The following is a 14091-nucleotide window of genomic DNA, read 5'->3' as shown; positions in this document are numbered from 1 at the left end:
TATGACAGCCAGAATCACCCTCTGAGCCTGTTGTATCGCGACCGGAACCGGAGGAGGCCCGGGTACCCTCGGAGGCATGCGCCGTGTTCTCCTCGTGCCCCTCGTCCTCGCGATCGGTCTCCTCGCGGGCTGCGCCCAGGTGACGCAGATGGCCGGCGACGCGGTCGGCGTGGATGTCGCGGCGACCTGCACGACGATCGATGAGGCCTACGCGCAGTATCGGTCGTTCCTCGACCAGGGACAGGTCTCGGCGGAGCAGGCGGATGCCGCCCGCGATGAGCTCGTCGCGACGATGGATGGCGTGGCGAGCGACGTCGACGGCCAGCTGGGAGACCTCATCCGCTCGACGGCGGACCGGATCGCGGGGATGACCGACCTGCAGGCGCCCGAGAGCGTGGCGGCCGTCGAGCAGCTGAAGGGCGCCGTCTCCGCGTTCTGCGGCTGACACCCGCCGTCGCCTTGTCAAGGCCCGCGTGCCGTCACGGCGCGCGTCGTATTTTGGAACACGACACACCGCATCGCCCCGTCTCCGGGCGGAGCGTCGACGTGACGGAACAGAGGAGGACGCCATGAGCGCCGGAACCGAACGAAATGACATCAGCTCCGAACCGTCTCCCGGCCCCGAGGAGAACGACAACCTGGGCGCCGAGGACGGCAAGGGAAACCCGCCCACAGTGCCGCCGAGCGGCCAGAACGACGCCGATGACGTCGCCGCGGAGGACCCGGACAGCGAGAGCTGACCTGAGCAAGACGCCGCTCAGTTGAGGCGTTCGGACAGATGGACGGTGACCTCGTCACCGTCCGTCCGTCCGATCCGGCGGCGGATGGCCGCGGTGATCGGCAGCTTGTGCGTGCCGTCGCCGAGTGCCATGAAAGCCCCGCGGAACGGTTCGCCGTCGACGGTTCCGGCGACTTTCACCAGGCCTCGCGTGCCGAACACGGCGGCGGAGTCGGGGAGCTGGACGCAGGTCCAGGTGTCGCCCTCGCGGACTTTGCCGAGGGTCGCGGTGAAGGTGATGTCGAGCGGTGTGGGTTCGGCCATGGCTCTCTCCTGTCGTGCGGTCGCGGATGCGTCGTGCGGTTCAGATGAAGAGGCCGACGAGGGCCCCGATGATGGTGAGCTTGATGACCCAGTCGAGCAGGTGGACGGCAGCCGCGGATGGCGCCGTGTTCTCGTGCACGATTCCTCCCATCAGGAGGATCAGCGGCAGCACCGACAGTGCGAGTCCGAGCGCCGCTCCCGATGCCGCGCCCTGCCAGCCGGCCGCCGCCATCAGCCCGGCGACCAGGCAGGAAGCGAGGAGGCTGCGCAGCAGGACCGACGCCATCTGCACGGCGACCGGGAGGCCGGGTCGAGGCGTGCTCGTGCGCGTGACGAGCGCGGAGACCGGCGGGACGGCGTACAGCGCAGCGCTGGCGATGAACGAGACGACAGTGGCGATGGCGATACCGAGGATGAACATGTGCAGCCTCCTTTAGTACTGGCTGGTACTCAAGGTAGGTCCTCGTTTTAAGACTGTCAAGTACTAAACTTGGATCATGGCCACAGAACTTCGACCCCGAGGGCGTCCCGCCGGATTGAACGGCGACGACCTCCTCGCCGTCGCGCGGGAGGTATTCCTGCAGCGCGGCTATCGCGGCGCGTCGATGGACGAGGTCGCCAGGCGCGCACGGATCTCGAAGGCGTCGCTGTATCGGGAGCACGCGTCCAAGAGCGCGCTGTACGCCGCCGTCGTCCACCACTGGACACTCGCCGGGCGCGATGCGATGCGACCGGCCCTGGAGCGACTTCGGGCGAGTGGCGACCTGCGCCGCGGACTCGTCGACCTCGCGGAGACGATGCGCGCCGGCATCCTCAGTCCGCCGGTGGTCGCGATGCGACGACTGGTCACCGCGGAGGCGCGGGAGCAGCCCGAGGTGGCGGCCACGTACCTCGAGGAAAGTTGGAACACCAATATCGGCAGACTGGCCGAGGCGCTCCGGGCTCTCGCGGACTCGGGACGCCTGCGCATCGAGGATCCTGCGTCGGCTGCCGAGCAGTTCACGTGGCTGGTCATCGGCGCTCCGTTGAACGCGCGGATGCTGGGCGGCGACGGGTCGGCCACCGGGGTCGACGCCGCCGTCGATCTCTTCCTCGCGGGGTACCGCGCGAACGCGTGATACGCGATCGTCGGGTTCCCGCAGTGCGGCTGCTCAGCTGAAGAGGGGCGTGAGGAAACGGCGCTCGTAGCGGCGGATGCACCGCGTGCGGCGGGCGAGCTCGAACGCGGCGAGACACTCCGGATCGACCATCGACGCCGACCGGTACGCTTCGTACTCCGCGAGCGAGGGGAAGGTGAACAGCGCGAACGCCTCGTCGCTGTCGCCCTCGCTGGGCAGGAAGTACCCGTGATGCGTGCCGCCGAGCTTGGTGACGAGGCGGATCCACTCGCGGCCGTACTCGGTGAAGGCGTCGAGCTGTTCGGGGTCGATCTCGTAGCGCAGGTGCACGGTGATCATGGAGGCTCCTTCGTCCTGGCGCCAGGTGCGGCCCGATGATTCTCGCCGATGCGCGCGTGTCGTCACCGCTGCTTCGGCCCTCATCGCGGGAAGTGGCGCGGAAACGCGGAAGCTTGGCAGTTCCGTGCGGTCTGGCGCGCGGTCGGAGCCGCGCCCGGCCCGGTCATCGCGGGCGGGCGAGCGTCGGGTGCAGACTGTGCGTGAGCATCCGGATCTGCCGAGGGGGAGGACCATGACGACCGAGCTGCCAGGTTCCGTCAGCGTGGTCATCCCGGTTCGCGACGACGCGCCCCTGTTGGAGCTCTGCCTGCGCGCGCTCGAGCGGCAGACGCATCCGCCCGACGAGATCGTCGTGGTCGACAACGGCAGCAGCGACGACACGGCGGCGGTCGCCGAGAGGTTCGGAGCCCGCGTGGTGACGGAGCCCATACCCGGGATCCCGCGTGCGGCGGCGGCCGGCTACGACGCGGCCACGGGCGACATCATCGCGCGGCTGGATGCCGACTCCCGCCCCGGCCCGGACTGGATCGCGCGGATCGCCGGCACGTTCCGCGATCGCCCCGACGTCGACTTCGTGACGGGGGAGCCGCGCTTCTACGGCTCCACCCGGCTCGTGCACTGGGCGGGGAGGCACCTGTACATCGGCGGCATGTACGCGGCGATGACTCCGCTGCTCGGGCACGCGCCCCTCTTCGGATCGAACATGGCGATGCGCTCCTCGAGCTGGCGGGCACTGAGCGGCGAGGTGCATCGCGAGGCGCGGAACATCCACGACGACTTCGACCTGTCGTTCCACGTGCGTCCGGAGATGACGGTGCTGCGGGACCGCGGTCTGGTCGTGGACGTGTCGGCGCGTCCGTTCCAGGACTGGGCGTCCCTCCGGCGCCGGTTGAGCTACGTGGTCCCGACCGTCCGGCTGCACCTGCCGCAGGAGACGCCCCGGCGCCGACGACAGGCGCGACGTCAGGCGGAGTCGGCCATCCGCGGGTGACTCAGCGAGCGCGCGCGTAGAGGTCCAGGAGGTCGGCGGCCAGCTGGTGGGGCGTGGTCTCGCTCGGACTGTGGCCGGTCGCGTACGACCGGAAGTCGGCGTGGATCTCGCGCGCGTAGCGTTCGTGGGCGGCGAGGGGCCACAGGTCGTGCGAGCCTGCCGCGACGAGCTTCGGCACCGGGAGCGCCCGCACACCGTTGCGCAGATCGGGCGAGGCCATCATCAGGCCCACGATCTCGTCGACGCTGCGGCGGCTGGTGAACGCGAACCGCGAGCGCACGAACGCGAGCCGGCGCGGCGGCACCCTGTTCTTGTTCGTCACGATGCCCCAGATCATGAGCGCCGCCCCGCGGCGGGGACCCGCGATCGGGGCGAGCCGGCCCAGCCACTTCATGCTCGCGAAGACGTTGCCGGAGCCAGGAGGGGTGGTCAGGAGCGCGAGCGACAGCACGAGGTCAGGGCGGCGGACGGCGACGAGCTGCGCCACGGTGCCGGCGAAGGAGTAGCCGAGCAGATGTGCCGGAGCACCCGCTTCCAGGAAGGCGATGAGGTCGGCGATGAACAGCTCGTACGTGTACGCCGCGTTCGCGCCGGCCGCGGCGGATTCGTACTGTCCGGCCAGGTCGAAGGACTGCACGAAGTACCCGGCCTCGGCGAGGAGCGGGAGCACCAGCGCGAAGTCCTCCTTGGATCCGGTCGCCCCGGGCACGAGCACCACGCGGGGGTGCGTCGGGTCGCCGAGCGAGATCACGGCGAGCTGCCCGCTCGGTGCCGCGAACCGGGACGCGGTGGATCCGGCAGGCGGGATCGTCCAGTCGATGTCCCCGATGGCCGCATCCAGGGTCGCCGGGTCGGTGAGCGCTCGGCCGCTCCGCGAGTCTGTCGACACGCTGTCACCGTACTCCCCGAGCCTCGCTCGCAGAAGGCACGCACGCCGTCCGCGGGGCGACGCATCCGGCCGGCTCAGCGGCCGGCGAGTGCGGGATCCTGCTGCAGCACCGCCCGCGCCACGCCCCTGGCCACCTCGAAGGGCTGGTCGAACGTCTCCATGCCGACCGTCACGATGGCGCCCTCGTACAGGAGGGTCATCGTGCGCGCGGTCAGCTCCACGTCGGAGACTCCGGCCTCGCGGCACAGCTGCAGGAAGAGATCGAGCAGCCAGGCCTTCTGGCGGGCCACCTCCGGGAACACCGGGTTGCCGTCGTGGGCGTCGCCGATCTCGGCGCGGGCGTTGATCGCGCTGCACCCCTTGGGGCTGTTCGCGTCCGACCAGGCGATGGCCGCGTCGAACACCGCCAGGATGCGGTCGATGCCCGGCTCGCCGCGGCGGGTGAGGTGCTCGAGGACGTGCGCGCGCCAGCGGGCGTCGCGGTGCTGCAGGTACGAGACGACCAGCGCCTCCTTGGAACCGAACCGGTCGTAGAGCGTCTTCTTGGTCACTCCCGCGGCCTCGGCGATCGTGTCGACGCCGACCGCGTGGATGCCGCGGTCGTAGAAGAGCCGGGAGGCGGCGTCGAGCACGCGGGCGGCGCCGGGAGTGAGGGCGGGCAGCTCGGGAACGGTGACGACCATGTTGTCCAGTATACCAACCTGTATAGTCGGGGAAATGAGTAAACAGATCGGTGTACTTGGTGCGGCGGTGACGGTGGCGGCCGCTGTCGCTTTCGTCCTGACCTGGAGCTCCGGGTTCCTCGTGCCGGCCATCGCCGCCGACGTTCCGCCACTGTCGCTGCTGGTGTGGCGCTTCGTCCCCCTCGCCGTGGTCCTGCTCGCGGTCACGATGCTCACGGGTGCCGCCCGCGGCCTGACCCGTGCCGACCTGGGCCGACAGGCGCTCATCGGGCTGTGCGCGCAGTTCGGGTACTGCGTGGCGGTGTACGCGGCGATCGCGTCCGGGGTCGCCACCGGGACCACGGCCCTCATCGATGCGGTCCAGCCCCTCGTCGTCGCGGCGCTGGTCGGTCCGCTGCTCGGACTCCGGGTGCGCGGCGCGCAGTGGGCGGGGCTCGTGGTCGGAGCGCTCGGGGTGCTGCTCGTCGTGCGCTCGCAGCTCGAGGGCTCCCGCGCCGATCTGTGGGCCTACGCGTGGCCGGTGATCGCGATGGCGTGCCTGGTCGTCGGCACCTTCGTCCAGCGCCGATCGGCTGTGCAGACGGGCACGCTCGTCACGCTCACCATCCACGTGACGGTCACGGCGGTGGCGCTGGTGCCCGTGGCCGCGCTCTTCGGGGCGCTCGTCCCTCCGGCATCCGCGTCCTTCTGGCTGGCCGTGGGGTTCGCCGCCGTCTTCCCGACGCTGTGCGCTTACGGTCTCTACTGGTGGCTGCTGCGGCGGGTGGGGATCACGGCGCTCAACGCCCTGCTGTTCCTGATCGCCCCGACGACCGCCTTCGCCGGCGCGCTGATCCTCGGGGAGCCGTTGACGGCCGTGACGCTCCTCGGTTTCGCGCTCTGCGGGTCCGGGGTCGCCGCCGTGCTCGTGAGCGAGGCGCGCGCCGCGTCCGCCGAACGAGCGGAGCCGGTGCGACGATAGTTGCGCTTTCGCAACTATCGGAGTATGGTTGACCTCGATCAACTTTCTACGCAGGAGCGCACACCCTTGACAGACATCTCTCCCACTCCACCCGAGACCACGCGCTCGGCCCGCGAGGTCTTCACCGCGATCTCCGGCCTCATCGTCGGCATGTTCGTCGCGGTGCTCTCCGGCACGGTCGTGTCGACCTCGATGCCGGTGATCATCGCCGACCTCGGCGGCACCCAGTCCCAGTACACCTGGGTGATCACGGCGAGCCTTCTCGCGACAGCGGTCTCCACCCCGATCTGGGGCAAGCTCGCCGACCTGGTCGACCGCAAGGTGCTCGTCCAGATCTCGCTCATCCTCTTCACGGTCGGCACCGTGATCGCCGGATTCTCGACCGACACGAACATGCTCATCGCCGTCCGCGTCGTGCAGGGCATCGGCGTCGGCGGTCTCATGTCGCTCGTCATGATCGCCGTGGCCCTCATCATCTCCCCGCGTGAGCGCGGCAAGTACATGGGCGTCGTCGGCGGCATCATGGCCCTCGGCACCATCGGCGGCCCGCTGCTCGGCGGACTCCTCACCGACGTGTGGGGCTGGCGCTCCAACTTCTTCGTCGGCGTGCCGTTCGCGATCCTCGCCCTCGTGCTGCTGCAGTTCACGCTGCACCTGCCCAAGCCGCAGCGCGGCACCAAGGTCTCGATCGACTACTTCGGCATCGTCCTGCTCGCCGTCGGCGTCTCGACCCTCCTCATCTGGGTCTCCATGGGCGGCAACCAGTTCGATTGGGACTCCGGGACGAGCATCGCGCTCATCGTGATCGCGGTCGTCGCGATCGCCGCCTTCATCACGGTCGAGTTCTTCGTCAAGGAGCCGATCGTCCCGATGACGCTGTTCCGCAACCGCACCTTCACGCTGTCGGTCATCGCCTCGATCGCGATCGGCGTCTCGATGTTCGCGACCTCGGTGTTCCTGGCGCAGTACTTCCAGCTGGCCCGTGGCGCCACGCCGACCGAGTCCGGCCTGATGACCATCCCGATGATCATCGGTCAGATGGGTGCGTCGATCATCATCGGCCAGCTCGTCAGCCGCTTCGGCAAGTGGAAGGGCTGGATGATCACCGGCTCGATCCTCGCCACGATCGGCGTGAGCCTGATGGCCACACTGCGCTACGACACCCCCTTCCCGCTGGTCGCGGTCTACATGTTCGTCCTCGGTGCGGGGCTCGGCATGGTCATGCAGAACCTGACCCTCATCGTGCAGAACGACACGGCCCCGCAGCAGCTGGGCGCGGCCTCGTCGAACGTCAACTTCTTCCGCACGATCGCCGGCACCATCGGCGTGACCGTCATGGGATCGCTGCTGTCGACCAGCGTCGCCGACTTCATGAAGGACGGCCTGAAGGGCTTCGTCCCGACGTCGCCCGACGAGATCAGCGCCCTGGAGCGCCTGGGCTCCGGCGACGTGCCGAAGGTGGGCGAGCTGCCCGACTCGATCCGCACGATCGTGGAGAGCGCCTACGGACACGGCATCGCGGATGCGTTCATCCTCGCCATCCCGCTGGCCGTGATCGCGGTCATCGCGATCGCGTTCATCAAGAACAAGCCGCTGTCCACCAAGAACGCCGCGGAGCAGCTGCGCGAGCAGGCCGAGGAATCGGTGATCGAGGTCTCCGAGGCCGAGGTCGGCGCGAACCTCTCGACCGGCACCGTCCGCATCGGAGCCTCCGGGACCGCTGCTGCGACCGGCCCGGTCGGCGTGCTCGATCGCGAGGATCGGGACCGCTGAGGTGATCGCCTCCGAAGCCGTGGGGTCGCCGGACGTGGACACCGCGCTCGGCGACCTCCAGGCCGACCTGAACCTCATCTTCGCGAGGACCAGGTCGCTCTGGCGGGAGTCCGCCGCACGCGTGCATCCCGACCTGCAGGTCGCCGGATACAAGCTGCTGACGTTCATCGCCCGCGCAGGGACCGCCAACGCGCATGAGCTCGCCGACCGGTTCGAGATGGACAAGTCGGTGATCAGCCGGCAGGTGCGGATGCTGGAAGAGCTCGCGCTGCTCGAGTCCCGGCCCGACGAGCGCGACGGCCGGCTCCGGGTCCTGACGGCCACGCCGCAGGCCTGCACGGCGCTCGCCGAGGTCCGCCGCGAATACGGCACGCGCCTGCAGGCCGTGATCGACGAACTCACGGCCGAGGAGATCCAGGCCGCATCCAAGGTCTTCCGACTGCTCTCGGAGGTCTGAGCCGAAGCCCCGCTGTCGTGATCGGCAGCGGGGCTTCGCCGTACACTGGCGAGCATGAGCGCCCCGTCCGACGCCCCCGCCACGCCCGATCCCTCGCCGGCCGAACGCCTCGGAGACACCGAGCTCGAGCAGGCGGTCACGAGGGTCGAGCAGGAGCTCGGACGCCTGTTCGCTCGCATCCGCGTCGGCTGGCGTGAGGCCGCCCTCACCGTCCATCCCGATCTGCAGCCGCTGGGCTATCAGGTGCTGACCTCGATCGCGACGGGCAAGGCGACCTCCGCGGGGGCGATCATCGAACGACTGCAGACCGACAAGTCGGCGGTCAGCCGCCAGGTGCGCCAGCTCGAGCAGCTGGGTCTCGTCGAGAGCGTGCCCGACCCCGAGGATCGCCGAGCCCGCGTGCTCGTCGCCACGGAACTCGCGCAGGAGCGGGTCGCGCTCGCCCGCTCGCGGTACGAGGGGCGCATCGGCGAGCGGCTGCGCAACTGGACCGCCGCCGATCTGGATCACTTCGCTGACTTGCTCGCGGGTCTCGGGGGCTGAACGCGCCGAAGGGGAATACGCAGCCGCGCGGGAGTCTTGTCTCCCACTGTGGATCTCTTCGAACCGGCCGTCTTCGGCGCCCTGCACCTGTCCAACCGCGTCGTGATGGCGCCGCTCACCCGCACCAGGGCCGATGCGGACGGTGTGCCCACCGCCGTCATGGAGGAGTACTACCACCAGCGGGCGGGCCAGGGGCTGATCATCTCCGAGGGAACATGGCCGGCCGCGGAGGGCAAGTCGTACGCCGGTCAGCCCGGCATCGTGACCGAGGCGCAGATCGACGGGTGGCGGCGGATCGCCGACACCGTGCACGCCGCCGGCGGCACCATCGTCATGCAGCTCATGCACGGCGGACGCGTCGGCCACCCGGCGATCTCGGGCGAGCCGCGCGTGGTGGCTCCCAGTGCTCTCGCCGCACCGGGCCAGACGCACACGCCGCAGGGAAAGGCCGATCTCCCCGTCGCGCACGCCCTCACCCTCGCGGAGATCCCCGAGGTCGTCGAGCAGTTCGCCCAGGCCGCCCGCAACGCGATCGCCGCCGGTCTCGACGGCGTCGAGGTGCACGGGGCCAACGGGTACCTCGTCCACGAGTTCCTGTCGCCCGTGTCGAACATCCGCGACGACCGTTACGGCGGCTCGCCGGAGAACCGCGCACGCTTCGCGATCGAGGTGACGCGTGCGGTCGCCGAGGCCATCGGCGCCGACCGCACCGGCATCCGCCTGTCTCCGCAGCACAACATCCAGGGCGTCCTCGAGGAGGACGACGCCGACGTGCTCGCGACCTACACCGGCGTCGCTGAGGGCCTCGCGCCGTTGCGACTCGCGTTCGTCGACATCCTGCATGCCGAGCCGGCGAGTGCGCTCATCCAGCACATCCGGCGGACCGCAGGCGCCCCGCTGATCGCGAACACCGGCTTCGGCGTCCCCACGACCAGGGAGGCTGCCGCATCCCTCCTGGCCGAGGGAGCGGCGGATGCCGTGGCCGCCGGTCGTCCGGTGATCGCCAATCCCGATCTGGTCGAGCGCTGGCGTCAGGACGCGGAGCTCAACGAGCCCCGGCCGCAGCTGTTCTACGGGACGACGGCCGAGGGATACACGGACTACCCGGCGCTGGAGTCCGTGCGCGCCGGCGCCTGACACTCACGTCGTCGGCGGCGGCTCCGCGCCGAGGATGACGTCGCCCGCGGAGTCCAGTTCCCGCCAGACGGTGCTGCGCGCTCCGCGGTCCGTCAGCACATCCGCGTCGACGAGCGGACCGAGGGCGATGCCGGTCAGCGCCGCCACGTCGGCGATCGGCACTTGGAATGTGCGGAACGCCCCGAGCGGCGGGACGGCGAGCGTCTCCTCCCGCGTGTCGATCAGGGTGGACTGGTCGAGGACGAACCCGGCAGCGGCGAGGCCGTTTTCGCTCCGCCAGGAGGCGATCTTCCAGAATCGCAGCGGGATCCGGATGCCGCGGTACGGCGGGTCGGCGGCGTCGAGCACCGGAGCCGTGAAGACGCTCACGCGCTGGTCCGTCGTCTCGGCATACGAGAGCACATGGTCCTCCAGCCCGAGCCACAGCTCCTTGGACTGGTTGAACCCCGCGGCCTGAGGTGCGGCGTTCGGGTAGAAGAAGGTCGCCTCGCTCGCCTCCCTCGCCGTCTCCACCGGACCCCATCCGGGGTCGCGACGGCGCACCAGATGGCCCCGGTCGAGGTCGTTGCGCGCGTAGACCCCCGGTCCGGTCTGTTCGTCCGCCGCGGCACGCGGGTCCAGCCGCCACTCACCCGTGCGCGGGAGCGCGCGCAGCCGGGCGCCGTCGATGTTCACGGCTGTGACGGCCGCGAGTCGACGCGCAGGGTCCAGCAGCACCGTGAACCGCGGATACGCCAGCGTCCGCACGACCTGCACGGGCCGGGGGAGTGGGAGCGTCGTCGCGAGGAACCCCGGGTCGTAGCCGTCTGTCATGCCTCCATGGTGCCGTGGGGGTCTGACGTCCGCACGCTCCCGTTGTCAAGGCGCTGGGCGGCGCCGCGCTTCTCGCCCACCATGGAGGTCCACGACACCCAGGAGGAATCATGTCCGATCCCCGCGACGACGACACCGGCTTCGACGGCGAACCGCCCACGGCGCACAACGGCGAAGGGCAGGCTCCGGAGGTCGATGTCACCGACCTCGACAGCGAAGAGGCCGAAGACGGCGTCGACCCCGACGAGGCCGGGCGGCGCTGACCGGCCTCGGAGCGTTCCGGTACCGCGGGCGCGATCCGCTCAGGGCGCGGACCCTCCGACGCCCGGTGCCGCGTGGTCGAAACCGTCCAGCCACAGACCGATCGCGTGGCGGGCCGCCTCCTCGAGCTCCGGTCCGTAGGCCGCGGCGTCCGCTCGGATCGTGCGCGGGTCGATGCCGTGGTGCTGCAGTTCGTGCGCATGGCCGATCAGCCAGCGCTCGATCGCGCGGGGATCGGCTTCGAGGTGGAACTGCAGCGCGAGTGCGGTGTCGGTGCTGAACGCCTGGTGGGGGAAACCGGGTGTGCCGGCGAGGTGCCGCGCGCCGGCGGGGATGGAGAAGGCGTCCCCGTGCCAGTGCAGCACGGGCACCCCCTCGAGCGGTCGCAGCGGAGAGTCGAGGCCCTCCTCGGTGAGGATCAGCGGAGCGTACCCGATCTCCACCCCGCCGGTCGGACGGACCTCGGCGCCGAGTGCCTCGGCGATGAGCTGTGCTCCCAGGCAGACGCCGAGCACAGGGCGTCGCGCGCGAAGGCGTCGGGCGATCATCTCCTTCTCCGTCCGCAGGAAGGGGTAGCTCTCGGTGTCGTCGACGCCGATCGGTCCGCCGAGGACGACGAGCAGGTCGGCGTCAGCCACATGTTCGGTGTCGACGGCCTGCGCATCGACGTCGACGTGGTCGACCCGGTACCCGCGTGCGGTCAGGAGGGGTTCGAGGATGCCCAGATCCTCGAAGTGGACGTGCCGGAGAGCGACGGCGGTGCGCTGGTGGGGATCATGGGTCGTCACTCTGCTGCCGCCTCCCTGCCGCCGACGCGGCGTTCTCTTTGACCTATGTCAAAGTATCACGCCGCGTCGGTGACCCACCGGGAGGGTGACCGCGCCCCGCCCTCAGTCGTCCGTGCGGAAACCGGAGGCCTTGTGCGTTCCGTCGCAGAAGGGCTTCACTGCCGACAGCCCGCAACGGCACAGCGCCACCGTGCGACGCCCGGGGTCGATCGGCTCGCCGTCCGCGGTGCGCAGCTCGACGTGCCCGCGCACGAGGAGGGGTCCGTCCGGGTATGGGGTGATCGTGACGGGGTCCCGGTCCGCGCTCATGAGGCCGCTCGTGCGCGGAGGGAGGATTCTCCCGCCGACCACGACTCCAGGACGTGCGTTCCGGCCCAGCCGTCGACCGTGAGGCATGCCGCCGCGCCGAACAGGATGTCGGGCAGCAGCTCGGGGTGGTCCTCCGCCAGAGACCCGGCGAGGTCGCGTGCGGCGATCTGCTCGTGCACCGCATCCGCCTCCACGTGCTCGTCGAAGTAGGCGGAGACGTCGGGATCGAATCCCAGGCGCCGGAGGCCGTCCGCGTACAGTCGGCACGGTATCGACGACGTCATCTCGTAGGCCGCGAGGTGTCCGACGATGGCCCCCACGAGGCGCCGGTTGAGCCCGAACAGCGACATCATGGTGAACGAGGCGAGCGTGATCGCCGGCAGGTCGTCGATGTACGCGCCGTAGGTGGCGTCCAGTCCGGCCGCCCGCATCGCCCGCGCGAACAGCTCCGCGTGCACGCGCTGGGGGCGCCCTCCGCCGTACTCGTCGGACTGGATCTCGACGAGCGCCGCCTTGGCGCGTCCCTCCAGGCGAGGGATCGCCCACGAATGCGGGTCCGCCTCGCGCAGCGTATATGCCGAGCGCTGCATGAGCATCTCCCTGGCCTGATCCTCGGTCGCCTTCTTGGCGATGTACCGGGACAGGCTCGGCCCAGAGTCGGCGGCCGCGAGCTCGAACAGGGCGCGGCCGACCGCGTCCACCGTCGCCTCGGGGGCGGTCGGCACGGGGACTGTCCGGCGCAGCGCGTCCTCGAACGCGCGCTCCAGGGTGCGCCGTGTCGCCAGCAGCGCCGGGTCCCACTCCAACTCAGGATCCAGCTCGGGCAGCGATCCGTAGGCGGACGCGTACAGGACGAACAGCGTGAGCTGGATGTCGTCGTCGCGCACGATGTCCGCGCTCGCCGCGACGGCCGCCTCGGCCAGGCTGGTGTGATCGGTCCCGTCGTGCGCGCCGGTGAGATGCGCGAGGACGGCACGGCTCAGCGGTCCCCGGTCGCCGAAGGCCAGGGATGTGGCTCGGGCGGGTGCAGGGGCGGATGCGGTCATGAGTGCTCCCATCGATGTCTTCTCCGGAATCCTCGCGCAGGCGACCCGGCGCTTCCAGGGACTTGACGAGCGCACCGACCCTGGGCAAGCACGGCGCCTCAGTGAGGGCAGGTCTCGAACGCGTAGGCGGCGTCGCCGGGCATGACCAGGTCGCGGTCGCGGAGCACCATCGACGAAGGCGAGTCGTCGTCCGCGCACATCTCCGCGAACGTCCGCGGCAGCTCGTCGGTGTACTCGATGTCGACGACGCGCTGCCCGTAGACCGCGGTGTACGACCCGCACTCCCGGTACGCGGCGCACTCCTCGGTGACCGCGAAGTCGAAGCCCGCGCGCTCGTGGAGAGCGGCCGCGTCCTCGGCGGCGTTCTTCTGCCCCGCGGCGAGCCCCGACGCATGGGCCGCGTCCACGAGCACGGTCGCGAGGGCGACGTTGTCGTCGAAAGACAGCGCCCCGTCAGACCGGGTGTAGGAGTCGAGGTTGTCGAACTCGACCGCGTCGAAACCCGCCTCGGCGCATCCCTCGATCCAGGGCACCACCACGGCGGCGATGCGTTCCCGTCGCGGCGCGGAAGACGTGTCGAGGAGAGCCTCGTCCGGCCAGTCCGGGTCGAACACGGTCTCGCCGTCGCGCTGCAGCAGAAGGTCGTCCGGCCACGCCGCGAGCTCCCCTGGCTGCGTCTGGAATCCGTTGACGTAGCAGATCGAGTACACGCCGTCCGCCGGGGCGGCGGTGCGATCCCGGCCGACGATGCCGACGCCGGATGCCGGGTCGTAGGCGCCGCCGAGCTGATAATCGGGTTGTGCGCCGGAGGGCGGGAGGTCGGCTGCGGCCGGGTCCGCCGCCGGGGCGGCCGCACATCCGCCGAGCAGGAGCAGCAGCGCGGCGGCCGCGATGGCGGCGGCCGCGCGGCGCGGCCGGATCAGTGCGCGGGGCGATGCGTC

At 70.5% G+C, this 14091-nt stretch carries 20 protein-coding genes; 10 read left to right on the top strand and 10 right to left on the bottom strand.

What is annotated here, in order from left to right; genetic code table 11:
- Window positions 1-76: 76 nt before the first annotated feature.
- Together CSX12_RS15600 and CSX12_RS18540 are read left to right on the top strand one after the other, a co-directional pair.
- Window positions 77-445 carry a hypothetical protein gene (locus CSX12_RS15600; RefSeq protein WP_124896383.1) on the top strand — a complete coding sequence of 123 codons (369 nt, stop codon included), beginning with the start codon at window positions 77-79 and terminating at the stop codon, window positions 443-445.
- 124 nt (window positions 446-569) lie between these two features.
- The gene (locus CSX12_RS18540) at window positions 570-740 is read left to right on the top strand and encodes a hypothetical protein (protein WP_017201731.1); all 171 of its coding nucleotides are present in this window, start codon (window positions 570-572) and stop codon (window positions 738-740) included.
- A gap of 17 nt (window positions 741-757) precedes the next feature.
- On the opposite strand, the gene CSX12_RS15595 is transcribed toward CSX12_RS18540, so the two are convergent.
- Together CSX12_RS15595 and CSX12_RS15590 are read right to left on the bottom strand one after the other, a co-directional pair.
- On the bottom strand, window positions 758-1042 hold the full coding sequence (locus CSX12_RS15595) for a DUF1905 domain-containing protein (protein ID WP_124896382.1): 285 nt from the start codon (window positions 1040-1042) through the stop codon (window positions 758-760).
- A gap of 40 nt (window positions 1043-1082) precedes the next feature.
- The gene (locus CSX12_RS15590; RefSeq protein ID WP_124896381.1) at window positions 1083-1463 is read right to left on the bottom strand and encodes a DUF1761 family protein; all 381 of its coding nucleotides are present in this window, start codon (window positions 1461-1463) and stop codon (window positions 1083-1085) included.
- 76 nt (window positions 1464-1539) lie between these two features.
- On the opposite strand from CSX12_RS15590, the gene CSX12_RS15585 reads away from it, so the two are divergent.
- Window positions 1540-2160 (top strand): TetR/AcrR family transcriptional regulator, encoded by a 621-nt coding sequence (locus CSX12_RS15585; RefSeq protein WP_124896380.1) that lies wholly within the window; start codon window positions 1540-1542, stop codon window positions 2158-2160.
- Between the two features lie 33 nt (window positions 2161-2193).
- Here the strand turns inward: CSX12_RS15585 and CSX12_RS15580 are convergent, their stop codons facing one another.
- Window positions 2194-2499 carry an NIPSNAP family protein gene (locus tag CSX12_RS15580; protein WP_017201730.1) on the bottom strand — a complete coding sequence of 102 codons (306 nt, stop codon included), beginning with the start codon at window positions 2497-2499 and terminating at the stop codon, window positions 2194-2196.
- A 232-nt stretch (window positions 2500-2731) separates the two neighbouring features.
- Between CSX12_RS15580 and CSX12_RS15575 the strand changes: the two genes are divergently transcribed.
- Window positions 2732-3490 (top strand): glycosyltransferase family 2 protein, encoded by a 759-nt coding sequence (locus CSX12_RS15575; protein WP_124896379.1) that lies wholly within the window; start codon window positions 2732-2734, stop codon window positions 3488-3490.
- Between the two features lies 1 nt (window position 3491).
- Here CSX12_RS15575 and CSX12_RS15570 read toward each other — a convergent pair whose 3' ends face one another.
- Together CSX12_RS15570 and CSX12_RS15565 are read right to left on the bottom strand one after the other, a co-directional pair.
- Window positions 3492-4379: an alpha/beta fold hydrolase gene (locus CSX12_RS15570; RefSeq protein WP_124896378.1), complete on the bottom strand. Its 888-nt coding sequence runs from the start codon at window positions 4377-4379 to the stop codon at window positions 3492-3494.
- Window positions 4380-4453: 74 nt separating this feature from the next.
- Complete coding sequence (locus CSX12_RS15565) at window positions 4454-5062, bottom strand: TetR/AcrR family transcriptional regulator (RefSeq protein ID WP_124896377.1); 609 nt, start codon at window positions 5060-5062, stop codon at window positions 4454-4456.
- Window positions 5063-5096: 34 nt separating this feature from the next.
- Here CSX12_RS15565 and CSX12_RS15560 point away from each other — a divergent pair, with 34 nt between their 5' ends.
- The 5 genes from CSX12_RS15560 to CSX12_RS15540 all read left to right on the top strand — a co-directional run bounded on the left by CSX12_RS15560 (window position 5097) and on the right by CSX12_RS15540 (window position 9933).
- Window positions 5097-6023: a DMT family transporter gene (locus CSX12_RS15560; RefSeq protein WP_241160485.1), complete on the top strand. Its 927-nt coding sequence runs from the start codon at window positions 5097-5099 to the stop codon at window positions 6021-6023.
- Window positions 6024-6089: 66 nt separating this feature from the next.
- The gene (locus CSX12_RS15555) at window positions 6090-7796 is read left to right on the top strand and encodes an MDR family MFS transporter (RefSeq protein WP_124896376.1); all 1707 of its coding nucleotides are present in this window, start codon (window positions 6090-6092) and stop codon (window positions 7794-7796) included.
- Window position 7797: 1 nt separating this feature from the next.
- Window positions 7798-8253: a MarR family transcriptional regulator gene (locus CSX12_RS15550; protein WP_017201724.1), complete on the top strand. Its 456-nt coding sequence runs from the start codon at window positions 7798-7800 to the stop codon at window positions 8251-8253.
- A gap of 54 nt (window positions 8254-8307) precedes the next feature.
- Entirely contained in the window at window positions 8308-8796 is a 489-nt protein-coding gene (locus CSX12_RS15545) for a MarR family transcriptional regulator (RefSeq protein ID WP_017201723.1), read from the top strand.
- Between the two features lie 48 nt (window positions 8797-8844).
- Window positions 8845-9933 carry an alkene reductase gene (locus CSX12_RS15540; protein ID WP_124896375.1) on the top strand — a complete coding sequence of 363 codons (1089 nt, stop codon included), beginning with the start codon at window positions 8845-8847 and terminating at the stop codon, window positions 9931-9933.
- Window positions 9934-9936: 3 nt separating this feature from the next.
- On the opposite strand, the gene CSX12_RS15535 is transcribed toward CSX12_RS15540, so the two are convergent.
- Window positions 9937-10746, bottom strand: coding sequence for a DNA/RNA non-specific endonuclease (locus tag CSX12_RS15535; protein ID WP_124896374.1), 810 nt, complete (start codon window positions 10744-10746; stop codon window positions 9937-9939).
- 110 nt (window positions 10747-10856) lie between these two features.
- Here CSX12_RS15535 and CSX12_RS18535 point away from each other — a divergent pair, with 110 nt between their 5' ends.
- Window positions 10857-11009, top strand: a complete 153-nt coding sequence (locus CSX12_RS18535; protein ID WP_164479594.1) for a hypothetical protein — start codon at window positions 10857-10859, stop codon at window positions 11007-11009.
- Between the two features lie 39 nt (window positions 11010-11048).
- Here the strand turns inward: CSX12_RS18535 and CSX12_RS15530 are convergent, their stop codons facing one another.
- The 4 genes from CSX12_RS15530 to CSX12_RS15515 form a co-directional block, all read right to left on the bottom strand.
- Window positions 11049-11795 (bottom strand): glutamine amidotransferase, encoded by a 747-nt coding sequence (locus CSX12_RS15530; protein ID WP_124896373.1) that lies wholly within the window; start codon window positions 11793-11795, stop codon window positions 11049-11051.
- Window positions 11796-11897: 102 nt separating this feature from the next.
- On the bottom strand, window positions 11898-12104 hold the full coding sequence (locus CSX12_RS15525; protein ID WP_017201718.1) for a CDGSH iron-sulfur domain-containing protein: 207 nt from the start codon (window positions 12102-12104) through the stop codon (window positions 11898-11900).
- On the bottom strand, window positions 12101-13150 hold the full coding sequence (locus CSX12_RS15520) for an iron-containing redox enzyme family protein (RefSeq protein WP_124896372.1): 1050 nt from the start codon (window positions 13148-13150) through the stop codon (window positions 12101-12103). Before CSX12_RS15520 ends, CSX12_RS15525 begins: the two co-directional genes overlap by 4 nt.
- A 98-nt stretch (window positions 13151-13248) precedes the next feature.
- Window positions 13249-14070, bottom strand: coding sequence for an endo alpha-1,4 polygalactosaminidase (locus tag CSX12_RS15515; RefSeq protein ID WP_124896942.1), 822 nt, complete (start codon window positions 14068-14070; stop codon window positions 13249-13251).
- Window positions 14071-14091: the final 21 nt, after the last annotated feature.

The organism is Microbacterium sp. Y-01, from assembly GCF_003856715.1.
Taxonomy (GTDB): Bacteria; Actinomycetota; Actinomycetes; order Actinomycetales; family Microbacteriaceae; genus Microbacterium; species Microbacterium algeriense.
The sequence above is the reverse complement of the archived record's forward strand: the minus strand, read 5'-3'. Positions and strand labels throughout refer to the sequence as shown.